Source organism: Micrococcus luteus, assembly GCF_022664405.1.
Taxonomy (GTDB): domain Bacteria; phylum Actinomycetota; class Actinomycetes; order Actinomycetales; family Micrococcaceae; genus Micrococcus; species Micrococcus luteus.
Genome location: NZ_JAKRLB010000014.1, coordinates 16,054 through 35,073, shown reverse-complemented (window position 1 = coordinate 35,073; position 19,020 = coordinate 16,054). Strand labels below are relative to the sequence as shown.

Genomic DNA, 19,020 nt, shown 5'->3' with positions numbered 1-19,020 from the left:
ATGAACCCCGCACATCGTCCGGCGACCGGACGGAGAGGATCCTCGTGCTGCGCACCCACTCCCTCGGCGAGCTCAACGCCTCGCTCATCGGCCAGACCGTCACCGTCACCGGCTGGGTGGCGCGGCGGCGAGACCACGGCGGCGTGGCCTTCGTGGACCTGCGCGACGCCTCGGGCTTCGCCCAGGTTGTGGTGCGGGACGAGGCGGACTTCGACCCGCTGCGCAACGAGTGGGTTCTGCAGGTCACCGGCACGGTCGAGCGCCGCCCCGAGGGCAACGAGAACCCGAACCTGCCCTCCGGCGAGATCGAGCTGATCGCGGAGACCGTGACGGTGCTCAACACCGCCGCCGCGCTGCCGTTCCAGGTGGACGAGCACGTGGAGGTCGGCGAGGAGGCCCGGCTGCGCCACCGCTACCTGGACCTGCGCCGCCCGCAGCCCTCGCGCATCATGCGCCTGCGCTCCGAGGTCAACCGGACGGCGCGCGAGCTGCTGCACGGCGAGGGCTTCGTGGAGGTCGAGACCCCGACTCTCACGCGCTCGACGCCGGAGGGCGCCCGCGACTTCCTCGTCCCGGCCCGCCTGGCTCCCGGCTCCTGGTACGCCCTGCCGCAGTCGCCGCAGCTGTTCAAGCAGCTGCTGCAGGTGGGCGGGATCGAGAAGTACTACCAGATCGCCCGCTGCTACCGCGACGAGGACTTCCGCGCGGACCGTCAGCCCGAGTTCACCCAGCTGGACATCGAGGCCTCCTTCGTGGAGCAGGATGACGTGATCGCCCTCGGCGAGAAGATCGTCAAGGCCCTGTGGGCCCTCGTGGGCGTGGACGTGCCGACGCCGATCCGCCGCATGACCTACGCCGAGGCGATGGAGAAGTACGGCTCGGACAAGCCGGACCTGCGCTTCGGCCTCGAGCTGACGGACCTGACCGAGTACTTCAAGGACACCCCGTTCCGCGTGTTCCAGAACGAGTACGTGGGCGCCGTCGTGATGCCGGGCGGCGCCTCCCAGGCCCGCCGCACCCTCGACGCGTGGCAGGAGTGGGCCAAGCAGCGCGGCGCCAAGGGCCTGGCCTACGTGCTCATCCAGGAGGACGGCGAGCTGACCGGCCCGGTGTCCAAGAACATCTCCGAGGAGGAGAAGGCCGGGCTGGCCGCCGCCGTGGGCGCGAACCCGGGCGACTGCGTGTTCTTCGCCGCCGGGAAGCCGAAGGAGTCCCGCGCGCTGCTGGGTGCGGCCCGCGTGGAGATCGGCCGTCGCTGCGGGCTGTTCACCGATGCCGGTGACGGCGTGGCCGCGAAGGACGCCGACTGGGCGTTCGTGTGGGTCGTGGACGCGCCGATGTTCGAGCCGGCGGCCGACGCCGTGGCCTCGGGCGACGTCGCCGTGGGTGCGGGCGCCTGGACCGCCGTGCACCACGCGTTCACCTCGCCCAAGCCGGAGTTCGCGGACACCTTCGACACCGACCCGGGCGCGGCCCTGGCGTATGCGTACGACATCGTGTGCAACGGCAACGAGATCGGCGGCGGTTCCATCCGCATCCACCGTCAGGACGTGCAGGAGCGCGTGTTCGAGGTCATGGGCTTGTCCCCGGAGGAGGCGAACGAGAAGTTCGGCTTCCTGCTCGAGGGCTTCAAGTACGGCGCCCCGCCGCACGGCGGCATCGCGTTCGGCTGGGACCGCGTGGTCGCCCTGCTGGCCGGCACCGACTCGATCCGCGAGGTCATCGCGTTCCCGAAGACCGGCGGCGGCTTCGACCCGCTGACGGCCGCACCGGCGCCCATCACCGCCCAGCAGCGCAAGGAGGCCGGCGTCGACGCGCAGCCGGAGCCGAAGCAGGCCGAGGCCGAGCCGGAGGCCTGATCCGGGTCCGCGGCGGGCCCGCCTCAGCCGCGCCGCGGACCGGCCAGCTCGTCCGAGTCCACGATCAGCGTGAACGGCCCGGAGTTGGTGAGGGAGACGTCCATCTTCGCGCCGAACACCCCGCGCTCCACGCGCACGCCGGCGGCCTCGAGCTCGGCCGTGAACCGCTCGTAGAGCGGCTCGGCCTGGTTGCCCTTCGCCGCGCGCGTCCAGGACGGCCGCCGGCCCTTCCGCACGTCGCCGTACAGCGTGAACTGGCTGACGACGAGCGCCGGGGCACCGGCGTCGGTGAGGGACCGCTCGCCGTCGAGCATGCGGAGCCCGGCCACCTTGCGGGCCACCTGGACGGCCTCGGCCTCGGTGTCGTCGACGGTCACGCCGAGCAGGATCACCAGCCCCTCGCCCTCGAAGGAGCCGACGACTTTGCCGTCGACGGTCACGGACGCGGAACGGGCGCGTTGCAGAACGGCTCTCATGCAGCCATTCTGCAACGCGCCCGGAACCGGTCCGCGTCAGCGGATCACTGACGACGGGTCGGATTCACCTCGTACACGGTGGTCGAGCCGGAGACCTCGTTGGCGACGATCAGCAGGGCGGTGCCGGAGGGGGACTCGTCGGCCGGCACGAAGGTCAGGCCCTCGGCGCCCATGTCACCCAGGCCGGCCGTGGCGTCGTCGCCCGCGGCATCCCAGTCACGGTCGTTGACGTAGTCCACGTAGGTGGCGTTCCGCGGGTCGGTGATGTCGAAGACCACCACGCCGCCGATGCGCTCGAGGCCCACGAACGCGTAGGTGCGGCCCTGGATCGTGCCCACCACCACGGACTCGGGCTCGGGGCCCTTGTCATCCGAACGGGAGTCCCCGGACGGGGTCTCGTCGTTGTTCGCGTTGAACGCGTGCTCCGGCAGCTCGCCGGCGGCCACGAGCCGGGCGATCTGCTCCTCGATCATGCCGGCGGAGTCGAACAGGCGGGTGCCGTCCGCGGTGTAGATGGAGAAGGACCGGCCGCCCAGTGTGGTCAGGGAGGAGTGGCACTCGCGCTCAGAGTCGTAGCCGAGGTCGGTGAGCACCTTCAGGCGGCCCAGGGCATCCTTCTTCTGCAGGGCCTTGGCCCCCGGGAACTCGGCGGCGCACAGGTCCAGGTCGCTGACGCGCTCGGAGTCGTTGAAGTCGCCCCACTCCCGCCCGTCACCCTCGTTGGCGGTGACGACCAGGTTCTGACCGCGCCAGCGGTACGTGTCGATGCCGTCGGGCATGGGCAGGCCGTCGACCGGCCAGTGGCCCAGCTCGATGCCGCCGTCCTTGTCCGAGGCGTCCAGCACGCCCTCGGTGGACCAATCGGTGGGCGTCAGCGCCCAGAGGTCCTCCAGCGTGGCGGACTTCAGGTCCACGACGGCGACGGCGTTGGCCTCCTGCACGGACACGTAGGCGGTGCGTCCGGTCGGGTCGACGGTGACGTACTCCGGCTCGAGGTTGCGAGCCACCCGACCGGCGGGCTCGTGACCGGCGGGCACCGCCATATCGGGGCCGGAGACGCGCACGCCGGCGGGCAGGGCGGTGCCGGCGTCGTAGGCGCGGAAGTCCACGGTGCGCACCGCGTCCTGGGTCAGGCGGGAGAACTGCCGGGCGTTCTTCGGTACGGAGACCACGGAGATCGTGCCCTCCGGGTCGACGGAGAAGTCGTCGGCCGGTTCGCCCTCGTTGGCGACCACCACGTACGCCCCGTTCGGGGAGAAGGCCAGCGAGTCCGGCAGGGCACCCACCCGCACGCCGCCGAGGTAGCGCAGGGTGGTGGTGTCGAAGAACACGACCCAGCCGTGGTCGGTCTTCTCGGCGGCCTCCACGGCGACGGCCATCACGCCGCCGGAGACGGCCACGGAGTTCACCGTGGCGCCCTTGTCCGTGACGGAGCCGTCCGCGGTGCGCAGGCCCTCGGCGGAGAGGGTCCGCTCGGCCACGGGGGCGGCGTCGGCGCCCAGGCGCATGACGTCGACGGCGCCGCGCTGCGCGTTCACCACGAACAGGCGGCCGGAGACCGCGTCGAAGGCCGGGATCTCGGCGGCGGACTCGCCGAACACGCCGGTCTCGTGGGTGCCGGCGCGGGTGAGCTCGATGCTCTTGCCGGACGGGTTGGCGGCGATGGCGGCGCGCTGGGCCGTGGCCGAGTGCGGGGCGGGCGCGCTGAGGGAGGCCGGGGCGAGGAAGGCCGTGGACAGGGCCGCGGCGGTGACGGCCGTGGCGAGGCGTGCGAGGCGAGGCATGGATGCTCCAGTCAGGGCAGGGAGGCGGAGGACGGGGTCACCCCATCGCACGGATGTGAACGGACCGTGACGTCCCGGCCAGCGCGCGGTGTCCCGCGGGTGTCGACGCCCCGGACGCCCCGCGTGCCGTCCGCCGAGGTCAGTCCTCGCTCGGCAGCCCCGCGAGCACCCGCACCGTCGTGAGGTTCCGGGCCGTGCCGCGCACCCCGAGCGCCCGGTCGAGGCGAGCCGGGGTGAGCGGGGAGTCGGCGACCCCCGCGGCGCAGCGCATCCACAGCAGCCGTCCCTCCAGGGCCGTGCGATCCGGCCCCGCGGGTCGGCCATCCCCGTGGTCGAGCGCGGCCAGGGCGGCGGCCGCCTCGGGTGCGGGGTCGTCCTCGAGCACGGTGAGCTGGGTGCGTTTCGGCTCGCCGCCGGCCCAGGGGAGCGCGTCGTGCAGCTCCAGGGCGCGCCGGAGCGTGCCCACGTCCACGAGGACCACGGGGACGTCGAGGCCGCCCTCCTCACGCGCCCGCCGCGCGAACCCCTGCCGCACGCCCTCGGCGGCCGCGTCGGAGGACGCCCGGAACAGGACGTTGCCGCTGGCCAGGTGGGTCGTGACCGCCTCCCCGCCGGCGGCCCGGGCCCAGCGGATCAGCGTGTCCTTCCCGACACGGTTGCTCCGGCCCACGTTGATCCCGCGCAGCAGCAGGACATGGGTGTGGTCGGCGCGCGGGGCGGCGGGGCTCATGCGGCCAGGATGCCACCCACGCGCCCGCGGGCCGAGGACTACCCTGGACCCGATGGACGACCTCTTCAGCGCCGCGCACAACGGGGCCGACGACGACGGCCCGGCCGGCACCGTGGCCGCCCCGCACCCCGGCGCACCGCTGGCCGTGCGCATGCGCCCGCGCACGCTGGATGACGTGCTGGGCCAGCGGCACCTCATGCGGCCGGGCTCCCCGCTGCGCAAGCTCGCTGAGCCCGATCCGGACTCCGCCGCGGGACCGAGCTCGGTCATCCTCTACGGGCCTCCGGGCATCGGCAAGACGACGCTGGCCCACGTGATCGCCCGCGCCCCCGGGCGCACGTTCACGGAGCTGTCCGCGATCACGGCCGGTGTGAAGGACGTGCGGCAGGTGATGGAGCAGGCCCAGCGCGAACGGGACCTCTACGGGCGCACCACCGTCCTGTTCCTCGATGAGATCCACCGCTTCTCCAAGGCGCAGCAGGACGCGCTGCTGCCGGGCGTCGAGAACCGCTGGGTCGTGCTGGTGGCCGCGACCACGGAGAACCCGTCCTTCTCCGTGATCGCACCCCTGCTCTCCCGGTCGCTGCTGCTCACGCTGCGTCCCCTCACGGACGACGACATCGTCGGGCTGCTGGACCGTGCCGTGACCCAGGAGCGCGGGCTCAACGGCGCCGTGGTGCTCCAGGACGACGCGCGGGACTACCTGGTGCGGATGGCCGGCGGCGACGCGAGGCGGGCGCTCACGGTGCTGGAGGCCGCGGCCGGCGTCGCCCTGGACAAGGCGCGCGAGGCCGGCCGGGCGGGGGAGGGCGCCGTCGCGGTCACGGAGGAGGACGCCGCGCAGGCGATGGACCACCACGTCCAGCGCTACGACAAGGACGGCGACCAGCACTACGACGTGATCAGTGCCTTCATCAAGTCCATCCGCGGCTCGGACGTGGACGCGTCGATGCACTACCTCGCCCGGATGCTGGAGGCGGGGGAGGACCCCCGGTTCATCGCCCGGCGGCTGATCATCTCCGCGTCCGAGGACGTGGGCATGGCCGACCCGACCGCGCTGCAGACCGCCGTGGCCGCCGCCCAGGCCGTGCAGCTGATCGGCATGCCGGAGGGACGCATCATCCTGGCGCAGGCCGTGACGCATCTGGCCACCGCGCCGAAGTCCAACGCGAGCTACACCGCCGTGAACGAGGCGATCGCGGACGTGCGGGCCGGCCACACGGGCGCGGTGCCGGCGCACCTGCGGGACGCGCACTACCCCGGCGCGGCGGCCCTCGGCCACGGCCAGGGCTACGTCTACAGCCACGACGAGCCGCACGCCGTCGCCCGTCAGCAGTACGCGCCGGACCCCCTGGTCGGGAGGGACTATTACCGGCCCAAGCCCATCGGACACGAGAAGCGGCTCACCGAGCAGGTGGCCGCGCTGCGCCGGATCATCCGCGGCGACTGAGCGCGCGCCGGGCCCGGGGGCGGACGCCTCGGGCGGCCGCGCGGAATAAAGACGCCCGGATCACCGGTTGTCCAGGGATGAGCGGGGCGGTCGACGTCGGCCCGCCGACTCCTCGCCCGCTCGCGCCCCCATGCACCACCGACGCACAGAAGGAACAGAAGGAGCCGCCCCCATGACCCAGTCCACTCCGCAGCAGTCCACCCCGCAGCACACCGCCGCGCAGCAGCCGGCCCCGTACGGCCGCCCCGGCGCCGGCGGCCCCGCCCTCCCGCAGGCCGACTACCGCATCCTGCGCTCCGTCCCGGCCTACGCCGAGGCCCAGGCCCTCGTGGACCAGCTCTCCGACGCCGGGTTCCCCGTGGAGCGCGTGCGCATCGTGGGCACCGGGCTGCGCTCCGTGGAGCAGGTCCTGGGCCGGATGACCACCGGCAAGGCCGCCGTCCGCGGCGGGCTGCAGGGCCTGTGGTTCGGCCTCCTGCTCGGCCTGCTCTTCTCGATCTTCGCCCCCGGCTTCGGGTTCCTCTGGATCCTGCTGATCTCCCTGGGCCTGGGCGCCCTGTGGGGGGCGGTCTTCGGGGCGATCGGCCACGCGGCCACCGGCGGCAGGCGCGACTTCACGTCCCTGCAGACCATGGAGGCCGAGTCGTACGACGTGCTGGTCGAGGCCTCCCACCTGGACCAGGCCGGTCAGCTCCTCGGCGCGGACCCCGGCACCGCGGCCACGCCGCGCGCCTGAGCCCCGGCCCGCCCCGTCGTCGTCGCTCTGGTAAGGTGGACCGGTCTGGCAGGCGCTGCGCCCCGGACGCATCCCCCTCGCTCGGATCCCCGCGGACGCCCGCGTGCCCGGGCGAGGGACGCGCAGCGCATCAGTGGATGACGGGCGGCGGCACGCCCCTCAGCTCTCCTCAGGATCGCGGGGAGGCCAGGTTCGAGGCCCCTTGACCCGTGCGCCCCGGCGCCCGGACGAGACCTCGAGACAAACCCGAACCGTGCCGCACGTCAAGGAAAGGCAGGTCCACCATGAGTGGCAACCTTCGCACCCGCCGCACCGTGCGGCACTCCCGCGCCCTGGGCATCGCGCTGACTCCCAAGGCCGAGAAGTACATGGAGCGTCGTCCGTACGGCCCCGGCCAGCACGGCCGTGCCCGCCGCAAGCAGGACTCGGACTACGCGGTGCGCCTCAAGGAGAAGCAGCGTCTGCGCGCCCAGTACAACATCCGCGAGGCCCAGATGCGCCGCTACTTCGAGGAGGCCAAGCGCACCGCCGGCCTGACCGGTGAGAACCTGGTCGAGCTCCTCGAGCAGCGCCTCGACGCCCTCGTGCTGCGTGCCGGCTTCGCCCGCACCATCCAGCAGGCCCGTCAGCTCGTCGTGCACCGCCACATCATGGTGGACGGCAAGCGCGTGGACGTCCCCTCGTTCCGCGTGAAGGAGGGCCAGATGATCCACGTGCACGAGCGCTCGGAGAAGATGGTCCCCTTCCAGCTGGCCGCCGCCGGCGCCCACCAGCAGGTCCTGCCCGCCACCCCGGGCTACCTGACCGTGGAGATCGACAAGCTGCGCGCCACCCTCACCCGTCGCCCGAAGCGCTCCGAGGTCCCCGTGACCTGCGAGGAGCAGCTCGTGGTCGAGTACTACGCGCGCTGATCCGCCGCGGCCGGGTCCGTCCCGGACGACGGCGCCCCGCGCGTCCCGCAGGCCCGGTCACCTCTCGGAGGTGACCGGGCCTGCGGCGTCCCCCGGGCCCGCCGCCGGGGATCGGCGCCGCGCCCGGTAAGGTGGGGCCGGAATCCCTGCCGTCCGAAGGAGGCCCCCGCCATGCTCCGCTCGCTGCTGCTCGTCGGCGCCGGCGCCGCATCCGGCTGGTTCGCACACCGCGCCCTCGGCGACCGTGCCCACCCGGCCACCGACGCGACCGACGCGCCGACGTCTGACCCTGGCTCCGCGGGGGGGCGCGCGGGGTTCTCCGCCCGCCTGGACCCGGAGCGTCTGGCCCGCCAGGCCGGTGAGGCCGCCGCCGACGCCGCGGCGGCCGCCCTGCAGGACGGTGCCCGGCGCCTGGCCGAGCGCGTCCGCGCCGAGGCCCCCTGGGCCGCGCCCTACCTGCCCCACACGGGGCCGATCATCTCCGGGGAGACCGTGGAGCCGCCGTCGCACGGCGCCGCCCGCCCCCAGACCACCACCACGCAGAAGGACACCCCCGCATGAAGTCCCAGGAGATCGCCCGCCGCTGGACCGCCTTCTTCGAGTCCAGGGGGCACCGCGTGGTGCCGTCGGCGTCGCTCGTCTCGCCGGATCCGTCGCTGCTGTTCACGGTGGCCGGCATGGTCCCGTTCATCCCGTACTTCCTGGGGGAGCAGACCCCGCCGAGCCCGCGCGTCGTCTCGGTGCAGAAGTGCATCCGCACCGCGGACATCGAGGAGGTCGGCAAGACCGTCCGCCACGGCACCTTCTTCCAGATGTGCGGCAACTTCTCCTTCGGCGACTACTTCAAGGAGACGGCCATCCCGATGGCCTGGGAGCTGCTGACGTCCTCGGTCGAGGACGGCGGCTTCGGCCTGGACCCCGAGCGCCTCTGGGTCACCGTGTACCGCGAGGACGACGAGGCCGAGCGCATCTGGCGCGAGGACGTGGGCGTCCGTCCAGAGCGCATCCAGCGCATGGGCAAGGAGGACAACTACTGGCACACCGGCCAGCCCGGCCCGGGCGGCCCCTGCTCGGAGATCTTCTACGACCGCGGCCCCGCGTACGGCGTCGACGGCGGCCCGGCCGCGGACGACACCCGCTACATCGAGATCTGGAACCTCGTGTTCATGCAGTACCGCCTCTCCGCGGTGCGCTCGAAGGACGACTTCGACGTCGCCGGCGAGCTCGAGCACAAGAACATCGACACCGGTCTCGGCCTCGAGCGGCTCGCCATGATCCTCCAGGGTGTGGAGAACATGTACGAGACGGACCAGGTCCGCCCCGTGCTCGACCGCGCCGCGCAGCTGGCCGGTCGCTCCTACACCTCCACCGAGGACCCGGCCGACCCGCACTACGACGACGACGTCCGCCTGCGCATGGTGGCCGACCACGTGCGCTCGGCCCTGATGCTGATCAGCGACGGCGTGCGTCCCGGCAACGAGGGCCGCGGCTACGTGCTGCGCCGCCTCATCCGCCGCGTCGTCCGCGCCCTGCGCCTGATGGGCGTCACCGAGCCCGTGTTCCCCGAGCTGCTGCCGGTCTCCCGGGACGCGATGAAGGGCACCTACCCGGTCGTCGCGGACGAGTTCGAGCGCATCGCCCGGATCGCCTACGCCGAGGAGAAGGCGTTCCTGCGGACCATCGCCGCGGGCACGGCCCGCCTCGACGCCGCGGTGGGCCAGGCCCGCTCGGCGGGCGGCGGCATCGCCGGCCCGGACGCGTTCGAGCTGCACGACACCTACGGCTTCCCGATCGAGCTGACGCTGGAGATCGCGGAGGAGGCCGGCGTCGCCGTGGACGAGGCCGGGTTCCGCGCCCTCATGGCCGAGCAGCGCGACCGCGCCCGCGCGGACGCCAAGGCCAAGAAGTCCGGCCACACGGACACGGCCGTGTACCAGCGCCTGCGCGCCGAAGGCCAGACCCACTTCACCGGCTACACCGAGCACACCACCGAGTCGGTGGTGCGCGGCCTGCTGCAGAACGGCGAGGAGGTCCCGTCCGCGGGCGCCGGCACGGAGCTCGAGCTCGTCCTAGACGCCACGCCGTTCTACGCGGAGTCCGGCGGCCAGGCCGCGGACACCGGCCTGATCACCGGCGACGGCTTCCGCCTCGAGGTGCTCGACGTGCAGGCCCCCGTGAAGGGGCTGTCCGTGCACAGGGTCAAGGTCCTCGACGGCGAGGTCGCCGCCGGCGCGCAGGCCCTCGGCGCGATCGACCTGCAGCGCCGCCTTGACGGCGAGAAGGCCCACTCCGGCACCCACCTGGTGCACGCCGCGCTGCACCAGATCCTCGGCCCCGAGGCCACCCAGTCCGGCTCCTTCAACAAGGAGGGCTACCTGCGCTTCGACTTCCGCTGGGCCGAGTCGCTCTCGGCCGGGGCCCGCTCCGAGGTCGAGGACGTGGTGAACATCGCCATCCGCGACGACCACACCGTGCTCACCCAGGAGATGAGCCTCGAGGAGGCGCGCGCACTCGGCGCGATGAGCCTGTTCGGCGAGAAGTACGGCGACCGGGTGCGCGTCGTGGAGATCGACGGCGCCTGGTCCCGCGAGCTGTGCGGCGGCACCCACGTGGGCCGCACCGCGCAGATCGGCTCGCTGACCCTGCTCGGCGAGCAGTCCGTGGGCTCGGGCAACCGCCGCGTCGAGGCCCTCGTCGGCCTGGACTCGTTCCGCCACCTCGCCGCGGAGCGCACCCTCGTCTCCGAGCTCTCGGAGATGTTCAAGGCCCCGGCCGAGGAGCTCAAGGACCGCATCGGCGCCACCCTGGACCGGCTCAAGGCGGCCGAGAAGCAGGTCGCGGAGCTGCGGGCCCAGGCGCTGCAGGCCCAGGCCGGACAGCTCGCCGCGCAGGCCCGGGACGTCACGACGTCCGGTGGGACGTCGGTGCGGGTGCTGGCCCACCACGCCGGCGACGTGGCCGGGGACCAGCTGCGTTCCCTCGCGCTGGACCTGCGCGCCCGGATCGAGTCGGCCGGCGGCAACGCGGCGGGCACGCCCGTGTTCGTGGCCCTCACGGCCGAGGCCAAGGGCCGGCCCCTCGTGGTCGTGGCGACCAACGAGGCCGCCCGCGCGGCCGGCCTCAAGGCGGGCGCCATGGTCAAGACCGCCACCGGCGTGCTCGGCGGCGGGGGCGGAGGCAAGGACGACGTCGCCCAGGGCGGCGGCCAGGACGTCACGCGCGTCGGGGATGCGCTCGACGCCGTCGTCGCCGCGGTGCGCGCGGCCTGAGGCGGACGTGAGCGCAGGTCAGGACGGGGCCAACGCGGCAACCGACGCCGTGCGCCGGGGGCGCACCCTCGGCGTCGACGTCGGCCGTGCCCGCGTGGGCGTCGCGTCGGCCGACCCCGACGGCCTGATCGCCACCCCCGTGGCCACCCTGCGGCGGGATGCGCGTCGACGTCGTGACGTGGACGAGCTCGTCGCCCACGCACGCGAGCTCGACGTCGTCGCCGTGTACGTCGGCCTGCCGGTGAATCTACGGGGCGAGCACACGCCGTCCACGCAGGACGCCCTCGACTACGCGGACGCCGTCGCCGCCGCCCTGGCCGAGGCGGGCCACCCTGTGCCGGTCCGGCTCGTCGACGAGCGGCTCAGCACGGTCTCCGCGCAGGCCGGACTGCGGGCCGCGGGCCGGTCCGTCAAGGACAGCCGCGGCGTGATCGACCAGGCGGCCGCCGTCGCGATCCTGCAGGCCGCCGTGGACGAGCAGCGCCGCACCGGGCGCTGGGCCGGCCAGGACCGGGAGCCGATCCGGTGACCGGCGACCACCAGCACGCTCGGCGTGAGGACCACTGGGACGATCTGCTCGACGACGAGGCCGACGTCCACGACGACCTCGACGTGTTCGGCTTCGCCCACGAGGAGGCGGACGAGGCCGACGTCGGCGCCCCGTCCCAGCCGGTCGGCGCGGCCGGCCCACGCCGGCCCCGCACGTTCCTGCGCCGCCGGGGCACCGGGTCCCACCCGGCCTCGCGGGTCGACCGCGGCGCCGGCCGGCGGCGGACCGCGCTGGTGCTGGGCACGGTGCTGGTGGCGTTCGCCGTCGTGGTCGGGCTGATCGTGCGCGGCTTCCTGAGCGGCCCCGACCACACGGCCGTCGAGGGCGACGAGGTGACGTTCTCGGTGGAGCCGGGCGAGGACCTGGGCTCCGTGGCGGCCCGCCTGGACCGGGCCGGCATCGTGGGCTCAGCCCGTGCTTTCGAGCGCGCCGCCAGGGACACGGGCAGCGGTCTCGTCCGTTCGGGGGACTTCGTGCTGCGCGAGCGGATGCCCGCGGCCGAGGCCCTCGCGGTGCTCCAGGGTGCCACGGACGGGGCCGTGCACTACGTGCTCGTGGAGCGCGGGCGGCGACTCACCGAGGTGCTGGACGCCGTCGCCGAGGCCACGGGGCTGCCCCGCGAGGAGCTCGAGGCCGCCGCCCAGGACCCGACCCGCTACGGCGTCCCCGGGGAGGCGGGCACGCTCGAGGGCTGGCTCGACGCCGGGGAGTACCGCCTCCCCGTCGACGCCACCGCCGGGCAGGTGCTCGACGCCCTGGTCCGGCCCACCCTCGCCGAGCTCGAGGCCCTCGACGTCCGCGACCCGGCCGAGCAGCAGCGCGTGCTCACGATCGCCTCCATCCTCGAGGCGGAGGCCCTGCCCCAGGACTACCAGCAGGTCGCCGGCGCCATCGAGAACCGCCTCGCCCCGGACAACACCGAGACGCACGGGCTCCTGCAGATCGACGCCACCGTCACGTACGGCCTCGGAGTGCGCAGCCTCAGCTTCACCTCGGGCCAGCGGCAGGACGCCTCGAACCCCTACAACACGTACGTGCACCCGGGCCTGCCGCCGGGTCCGATCGGCATGCCCTCCGACGCGGCCGTCGAGGCCGCCCTCGACCCGGCCGAGACGGACGCCTACTACTGGGTGACCACGGACATCGGCACCGGCCACACCGAGTTCTCCCGCACCTATGAGGAGCACCAGCAGCACGTGCGCACCCTGCAGCGCTACTGCGCGTCCAATCCGGGGGTGTGCTGATGCGCCCCGTGCTGCGCGCGGCGGTCCTGGGCCGGCCGATCGCCCACTCGCTCTCCCCGGTGCTGCACGCGGCCGCCTACCGGGTCCTCGGCCTCGACGTCGACTACGGCCGCCGTGACCTGGGCGAGGACGAGGTGCTGGCCTTCGCGGCCGAGCACCTCGGCGCCCCGGGCGCGGCCGACGGCGGCGCGGCCGCGGCCCGCGGGCAGGACTGGCTCGGCTGCTCCGTCACCATGCCGCTGAAGCGGGCGGTCGTCGCCGCCGCCGGGCACGTCAGCGACCGCGTCCGGCTCCTGGGCACCGCGAACACCCTCGTGCGCGACCATCCCGCCGCCCCCGGGGTCGTCCACGCCGAGAACACGGACGTGGACGGCATCCTCGGCGCCCTCGCCGCGGCCGGCCTCGACCGTGCCGCCCGGGGCGGGACCGTCGGCGTCCTCGGGAACGGGGGGACCGCGACGGCGGCCGTCCTCGCCGCCGCCACGCTCGGCGCGAACGCGGTGCTCTTCGGCGTCCGCGACGCCGCCCGCGCCGCCGAGGTGACGGCCCTGGCCGACGCGCTGGGGCTGCGCTGGGCGACCCTGACCCAGGCGGATCTGCTCCGGCGGGCGCCGGGGCTGCGTGCCGTCGTCGCCACCCTGCCGCCGCGCGCCGCGGACGCCCTGGCCGCGCACGTGCCGGCCGACGCCGCCCTGCCGCCCCTGCTGGACGCGGCCTACGACCCGTGGCCCTCCGTGCTGGCGGCCGCCTGGTCCCGGGAGGGCGGTCCGGTGGCGTCCGGGCTGTCCATGCTGCTGCACCAGGGCGTCGAGCAGGTGCGGCTGTTCACGGCCCGGCCCCGCGCCGCGGCCGGGATGCCCGAGCCGGACTGGGCGGCGGTGACGCGCGCCGCGGCGGACGCCCTGGGGCCGGCCGCCGGCTGAGCGCCGGACGCCGCATCCGGCGCGTCCCGTCCGGTCACACGCGGCGGCGCGGTGCCCCGTGCGTGAGAGACTGCACGCCATGGTGCGCTGGTTGACAGCGGGGGAGTCTCACGGCCCCGCGCTCACAGGAATCGTTGAGGGACTGCCGGCCGGGATCCCGGTCACGACGCAGGACGTGCAGGACGCGCTCGCGCGCCGCCGCCTGGGGTACGGGCGCGGCGCGCGCATGAAGTTCGAGCAGGACGCGGTGACGATCCTCGGCGGCGTCCGCCACGGCCGCACCCTCGGCTCGCCCGTGGCGATCCAGGTGGGCAACACGGAATGGCCCAAGTGGGAGAAGGTGATGGCCGCCGATCCCGTCCCCGCGGAGGAGCTCGACGGTCTGGCCCGCAACGCGGCGCTCACCCGCCCGCGGCCCGGCCACGCCGACCTGACCGGCATGCAGAAGTACGGCTTCGACGAGGCCCGCCCCCTCCTCGAGCGCGCCTCCGCCCGTGAGACCGCCGCCCGTGTGGCCCTGGGCACCGTCGCCCGCGCCTTCCTCGGCGAGCTCGGCGTGCGGATCGTCTCCCACACCGTGGCCTTCGGGGAGGCCGCCCTGCCGGAGGGCCACCCGTTCCCCGTGCCCGAGGACGAGGCCCGCCTCGACGCCGACCCGGTCCGCTGCCTCGACCCGCAGACCTCGGCGGCGATGGTCGCCGAGGTCGACGACGCCCACCGCGCCGGGGAGACCCTCGGCGGCGTCGTGGAGGTGCTGGCGTACGGCGTGCCGATCGGCCTGGGCTCCCACGTGCACTGGGACCGCCGCCTCGACGCGCGGCTGGCCGGGGCGCTCGTGGGCATCCAGGCGATCAAGGGCGTGCAGGTCGGCGACGGGTTCGCCACGGCCGCCCGACGCGGCTCCGCCGCCCACGACGGGATCGCCCGCGGCGCGGACGGCCGCCCCCGGCGCACGAGCGACCGGGCCGGCGGCATCGAGGCCGGCATGTCGACGGGTGAGCTGCTGCGCGTGAGCGCCGCGATGAAGCCGATCGCCACGGTGCCGCGCGCGCTGCCCACGGTCGACGTCGCCACGGGCGCGGAGACCACGGCCCACCATCAGCGCTCCGACGTGGCGGCCGTGCCCGCCGCGGGCATCGTCGCCGAGGCCATGGTCGCCCTCGTCCTGGCCGACGCGATGCTCGAGAAGTTCGGCGGCGACTCCGTGGCCGAGACGCGCCGCAACCTCGAGGCGTTCCAGGCCGCGGTCCCCGCCCTGCCGGAGCCGGCCGCCGACGTCGTGGCGGACGGCCCGATGGGCGACCCCCTGCCGTGACCGACACCCCCGGGACCGCGCCGGCCCCGGGACCGGACCCGAGCACGCGTCCCGTCCCCGGCCCCGTCACCGTGTGCCCGTGGGAGGGCATGACCGGTGCCCTCGAGGCGCGCCTGACGGCCGCGGCCACGGTGGCCGCCGCGGCCGACGAGGACCCGGCCGCGCGCCCGGCCCGCCGGGTCGTCCTCGTCGGCCCGATGGGGGCCGGGAAGACGACGGTCGGCCGGGCCCTGGCCGCCGTGACCGGGCTGCCCTTCGTGGACTCCGACGAGCTGTTCACCCAGGTCCACGGCCCGATCCCGGAGTTCTTCGCCGAGCACGGCGAGGCCGCGTTCCGGGCGGAGGAGGCGCGCGTCATCGGCCATGTGCTCGGCCGACCCACCCCGTGCGTCCTCTCGTGCGGCGGCGGCGCCGTCCTGCATCCGGGCACCCGCCGCGCGCTGGCCGGGCCGGACTCCGACGTCGTCTACCTCGCGGTCGGAGAGGAGGAGGCGCTGCGCCGCGTGGGCGGCGGCGCGGGCCGCCCCGTCCTGGCCGGCGACCCCGCCGGGACCTGGCGGCGCATCCTCGCCGAACGCGAGGGGCTGTACCGCGAGGTCGCCGACCTCGTGCTCGACACCACAGGCCTGACGGCCGCCGAAGCGGCCTGGCGTATCGTGGGGGACGCCCACCGCCCCCGAAGGAGTGAGTCACACCCATGACCGACCGTGAGCCGGACATCACCGAGCAGGAGACACCGGGGGCGGCGCCCGCGGCCGCTCCGGCCGCACCCGAGGACGTGACGGTCATCCCCGTGGCCGGCGGCCACGAGGCGGCCGTGCACGGCGGCTACGACGTGGTGGTGGGCCGGGGCCTGCTCGCGCGCCTGCCGGACCTGCTCGGCCCGACCGTCCGACGCGTGCTGGTCATCCATCCGCGCGCCCTCCGGGCCACCGGCGACGTCGTCAAGAACGACCTCGAGGCCGTGGGCCTGACCGCACTGACCGCCGAGATCCCGGACGCCGAGGAGGGCAAGCACCTGCAGGTGGCCGGGTTCTGCTGGCAGGTGCTCGGCCAGAACGACTTCACCCGGTCGGACGCGATCGTCTCCGTGGGCGGCGGCGCCGTGTCCGACCTGGCCGGCTTCGTGGCGGCCACGTGGCTGCGCGGCATCCGCGTCGTGCACATGCCCACCACCCTGCTGGGCATGGTGGACGCGGCGGTGGGCGGCAAGACCGGCATCAACACCGCCGAGGGCAAGAACCTGGTGGGGGCGTTCCACAATCCGGCCGGCGTGCTGGCCGACCTGGACACGCTGCTCACCCTGCCGGCCAACGAGCTGATCTCCGGCCTGGCCGAGGTCGTGAAGTGCGGCTTCATCGCCGACCCCGCGATCCTCGACCTCATCGAGGAGGACCCGGCCCAGGCCCAGAACCCGCACTCCCCGCGGCTGCGCGAGCTGATCGAGCGCTCGATCCGGGTCAAGGCGGACGTCGTCTCCCGCGACCCCCGCGAGTCGGGCGCCCGCGAGGCACTGAACTACGGCCACACGATGGGGCACGCGATCGAGCTCGCCGAGCGCTACCAGTGGCGCCACGGCGCCGCGGTGTCCGTGGGCCTGGTCTTCGCGGCCGAGCTGGCCCGATCCCTCGGCCGGCTCGACGACGCCACCGCGGACCGGCACTGGTCGGTGCTGACAGCCCTGGGCCTGCCCGTCTCCTACCGCGGGGACCGGTGGCAGACCCTGCTCGAGGGCATCCGCCGGGACAAGAAGAACCGCGGCGACCAGCTGCGCTTCGTCCTGCTGGACGGGCTCGCGCAGCCCACCACCGTGGACATCCCGGACGCGTCCCTGCTCTTCGCGGCGTACCAGGAGATCGCGGAGTGAGCCGCCGCTGACCCCGGCCCCGCGCGGGGCCTCCCGTAGACTGGCCCGCGCACATCCAAGACCCCACCCACTGCAGGCGGACCCGTGACGGTCCGCGAGACCGATTGGGAGCACACACGTGGCAACGAGCAACGACATCAAGAACGGCGCCGTCCTGAAGCTGGAGGGCCAGCTCTGGAACGTCACCGAGTTCCAGCACGTCAAGCCGGGCAAGGGCGGCGCGTTCGTCCGCACCAAGATGAAGAACATCACCACGGGCAAGGTCGTGGACAAGACCTTCAACGCCGGCGCCAAGGTCGAGTTCGCCACCGTCGACCGCTCCGACTACCAGTACCTCTACCAGGACGGCGCGGACTACGTGTTCATGGACGTCAAGGACTACGACCAGATCACCGTGCCCGGGGCCGTGGTCGGCGACGCCGCGAAGTACATGCTCGAGAACACCCAGGTGGTCATCGCCCTGCACGAGGGCACGCCGCTGTACCTGGAGATGCCGGCGTCCGTCGTCCTGGAGATCACTTACACCGAGCCGGGCCTGCAGGGGGACCGCTCCTCCGCCGGCACCAAGCCCGCCACCGTGGAGACCGGCGCCGAGATCCAGGTGCCGCTCTTCGTGGAGCAGGGCACCCGCGTCAAGGTCGACACCCGCACCGGCGACTACCTCGGCCGCGTCAATGACTGAGCGGGCCTCCGCCGGCTCCGGTGCCAAGCGGGGAACCACGGCGCGCAGCCGCTCCCGGCAGCGTGCGGTGGAGATCCTGTTCGAGGCCGAGCAGCGCGGCTCCACCGTGCTGGAGGGCATCCGCACCCGCCGCGAGAGCACCGACCTGCAGGTGAACGCCTACACCCAGCGGCTCGTGGAGGGCGTCATCGCGGACCAGGAGCGGATCGACGAGGCCCTGAGCTCCTACTCCCGCGGCTGGTCCCTGGACCGCATGCCCGCCGTCGACCGGGCGATCCTGCGCGTGGGGGCCTGGGAGCTGCTGTTCCAGGACGACGTGCCGGACGCCGTCGCCATCTCGGAGGCCGTCGCCCTGGCCGCCCAGCTGTCCACGGACGACTCGCCCGAGTTCGTCAACGGTCTGCTCGGCCGCCTGCAGCAGGTCAAGCCGACGCTGCTCGCCTGAGCCGCCGAGAGCTCCGTCACGAGGCCCGTTTCGCACCGCGTCATCCGCGCCGTGGGGCGGGCCTCGCTGGTAGAGTCGGCGACGTCCCGCGCGGGGGCCCACCGGCGCCCCGGGACGAACCACGCATCCTTTAAGAGCCGTCCTGTGAGGCGGGGAAGGAGGCGCCGGCATGGGAACTGACCCCGCCGCACCTCGTGCTGCCCGGACCGTGCTGTCCACGTCCGAGATCGACCGGGCGCTGACCCGGATCGCCCACGAGATCCTCGAGTCCAACAAGGGCGCCGAGGGTCTCGTCCTGATGGGGATCCCGCGCCGCGGGGCCCCCCTGGCCCGGCGGCTCGGCGCCCTGCTGGCCCGCATCGAGCCGGCCTTCGACCCCACCGCCGCCGTCGGTGAGGTGGACGTGACGCTCTACCGGGACGACCTCCGCCGCGGCACGGCCCGCACCCCGATGCCCACCCGCCTGCCCGAGGTCCCCCTCGACGGCGCCGTCGTCGTGCTCGTGGACGACGTCCTCTTCTCCGGCCGTACCGTCCGGGCCGCCCTCGACGCGATCGCCGACCTGGGCCGCCCCGCCGCCGTGCGCCTGGCCGTCCTCGTGGACCGCGGGCACCGCGAGCTGCCCGTCCGGGCCGACTTCGTGGGCAAGAACCTGCCGACCTCCACCGCCGAGCGCGTCCAGGTCCGGCTCATGGAGGTCGACGGCCCCGAGGGCACCGGCGAGGTCACCGAGGACGCCGTGAGCATCGTCGACCGTGTCGCGACCCGGGAGGGTTGAG

18 protein-coding genes are annotated in these 19,020 nt (G+C 74.3%); 15 read left to right on the top strand and 3 right to left on the bottom strand.

Annotation, left to right across the window (positions count from 1 at the left end; all coding sequences use genetic code 11):
- Positions 1-44 precede the first annotated feature (44 nt).
- A complete protein-coding gene (gene aspS / locus MF605_RS07730; protein WP_078025478.1) occupies positions 45-1,859 on the top strand; it encodes an aspartate--tRNA ligase in 1,815 nt (604 codons plus the stop codon).
- A gap of 23 nt (positions 1,860-1,882) precedes the next feature.
- On the opposite strand, the gene dtd is transcribed toward aspS, so the two are convergent.
- The 3 genes from dtd to MF605_RS07715 all read right to left on the bottom strand — a co-directional run bounded on the left by dtd (position 1,883) and on the right by MF605_RS07715 (position 4,849).
- Positions 1,883-2,335, bottom strand: a complete 453-nt coding sequence (gene dtd, locus MF605_RS07725) for a D-aminoacyl-tRNA deacylase (RefSeq protein WP_044659818.1) — start codon at positions 2,333-2,335, stop codon at positions 1,883-1,885.
- A 44-nt stretch (positions 2,336-2,379) separates the two neighbouring features.
- Positions 2,380-4,119 carry a choice-of-anchor I family protein gene (locus MF605_RS07720; RefSeq protein ID WP_063188934.1) on the bottom strand — a complete coding sequence of 580 codons (1,740 nt, stop codon included), beginning with the start codon at positions 4,117-4,119 and terminating at the stop codon, positions 2,380-2,382.
- 139 nt (positions 4,120-4,258) lie between these two features.
- Positions 4,259-4,849: a DUF1697 domain-containing protein gene (locus tag MF605_RS07715; RefSeq protein ID WP_020621558.1), complete on the bottom strand. Its 591-nt coding sequence runs from the start codon at positions 4,847-4,849 to the stop codon at positions 4,259-4,261.
- Between the two features lie 52 nt (positions 4,850-4,901).
- On the opposite strand from MF605_RS07715, the gene MF605_RS07710 reads away from it, so the two are divergent.
- The 14 genes from MF605_RS07710 to pyrR all read left to right on the top strand — a co-directional run bounded on the left by MF605_RS07710 (position 4,902) and on the right by pyrR (position 19,019).
- On the top strand, positions 4,902-6,299 hold the full coding sequence (locus MF605_RS07710; protein WP_041103678.1) for a replication-associated recombination protein A: 1,398 nt from the start codon (positions 4,902-4,904) through the stop codon (positions 6,297-6,299).
- A gap of 172 nt (positions 6,300-6,471) precedes the next feature.
- Positions 6,472-7,035: a general stress protein gene (locus tag MF605_RS07705; protein ID WP_020621560.1), complete on the top strand. Its 564-nt coding sequence runs from the start codon at positions 6,472-6,474 to the stop codon at positions 7,033-7,035.
- A gap of 284 nt (positions 7,036-7,319) precedes the next feature.
- Positions 7,320-7,946 carry a 30S ribosomal protein S4 gene (gene rpsD, locus MF605_RS07700; protein WP_036313685.1) on the top strand — a complete coding sequence of 209 codons (627 nt, stop codon included), beginning with the start codon at positions 7,320-7,322 and terminating at the stop codon, positions 7,944-7,946.
- A 171-nt stretch (positions 7,947-8,117) separates the two neighbouring features.
- Positions 8,118-8,507 (top strand): hypothetical protein, encoded by a 390-nt coding sequence (locus tag MF605_RS07695; RefSeq protein ID WP_020621562.1) that lies wholly within the window; start codon positions 8,118-8,120, stop codon positions 8,505-8,507.
- Positions 8,504-11,215: an alanine--tRNA ligase gene (alaS, locus tag MF605_RS07690; RefSeq protein WP_063188936.1), complete on the top strand. Its 2,712-nt coding sequence runs from the start codon at positions 8,504-8,506 to the stop codon at positions 11,213-11,215. The genes MF605_RS07695 and alaS overlap by 4 nt, the downstream gene beginning before the upstream one ends.
- The gene (ruvX, locus tag MF605_RS07685) at positions 11,175-11,744 is read left to right on the top strand and encodes a Holliday junction resolvase RuvX (protein ID WP_041103686.1); all 570 of its coding nucleotides are present in this window, start codon (positions 11,175-11,177) and stop codon (positions 11,742-11,744) included. The genes alaS and ruvX overlap by 41 nt, the downstream gene beginning before the upstream one ends.
- Entirely contained in the window at positions 11,741-13,009 is a 1,269-nt protein-coding gene (gene mltG / locus MF605_RS07680; protein ID WP_063188937.1) for an endolytic transglycosylase MltG, read from the top strand. The genes ruvX and mltG overlap by 4 nt, the downstream gene beginning before the upstream one ends.
- Entirely contained in the window at positions 13,009-13,932 is a 924-nt protein-coding gene (locus tag MF605_RS07675; RefSeq protein ID WP_063188948.1) for a shikimate dehydrogenase family protein, read from the top strand. Before mltG ends, MF605_RS07675 begins: the two co-directional genes overlap by 1 nt.
- A 79-nt stretch (positions 13,933-14,011) precedes the next feature.
- Positions 14,012-15,247 carry a chorismate synthase gene (gene aroC, locus MF605_RS07670; RefSeq protein ID WP_134416483.1) on the top strand — a complete coding sequence of 412 codons (1,236 nt, stop codon included), beginning with the start codon at positions 14,012-14,014 and terminating at the stop codon, positions 15,245-15,247.
- Between the two features lie 89 nt (positions 15,248-15,336).
- Entirely contained in the window at positions 15,337-15,948 is a 612-nt protein-coding gene (locus tag MF605_RS07665; RefSeq protein ID WP_240968317.1) for a shikimate kinase, read from the top strand.
- Positions 15,945-17,114: a 3-dehydroquinate synthase gene (gene aroB / locus MF605_RS07660; protein ID WP_041103694.1), complete on the top strand. Its 1,170-nt coding sequence runs from the start codon at positions 15,945-15,947 to the stop codon at positions 17,112-17,114. Before MF605_RS07665 ends, aroB begins: the two co-directional genes overlap by 4 nt.
- 118 nt (positions 17,115-17,232) lie before the next feature.
- On the top strand, positions 17,233-17,796 hold the full coding sequence (gene efp, locus MF605_RS07655) for an elongation factor P (RefSeq protein WP_002857030.1): 564 nt from the start codon (positions 17,233-17,235) through the stop codon (positions 17,794-17,796).
- Entirely contained in the window at positions 17,789-18,241 is a 453-nt protein-coding gene (gene nusB / locus MF605_RS07650) for a transcription antitermination factor NusB (protein ID WP_063188939.1), read from the top strand. Before efp ends, nusB begins: the two co-directional genes overlap by 8 nt.
- Before the next feature lie 169 nt (positions 18,242-18,410).
- Positions 18,411-19,019, top strand: a complete 609-nt coding sequence (pyrR, locus tag MF605_RS07645; RefSeq protein WP_036313707.1) for a bifunctional pyr operon transcriptional regulator/uracil phosphoribosyltransferase PyrR — start codon at positions 18,411-18,413, stop codon at positions 19,017-19,019.
- The last annotated feature ends 1 nt before the right edge of the window (position 19,020 follow it).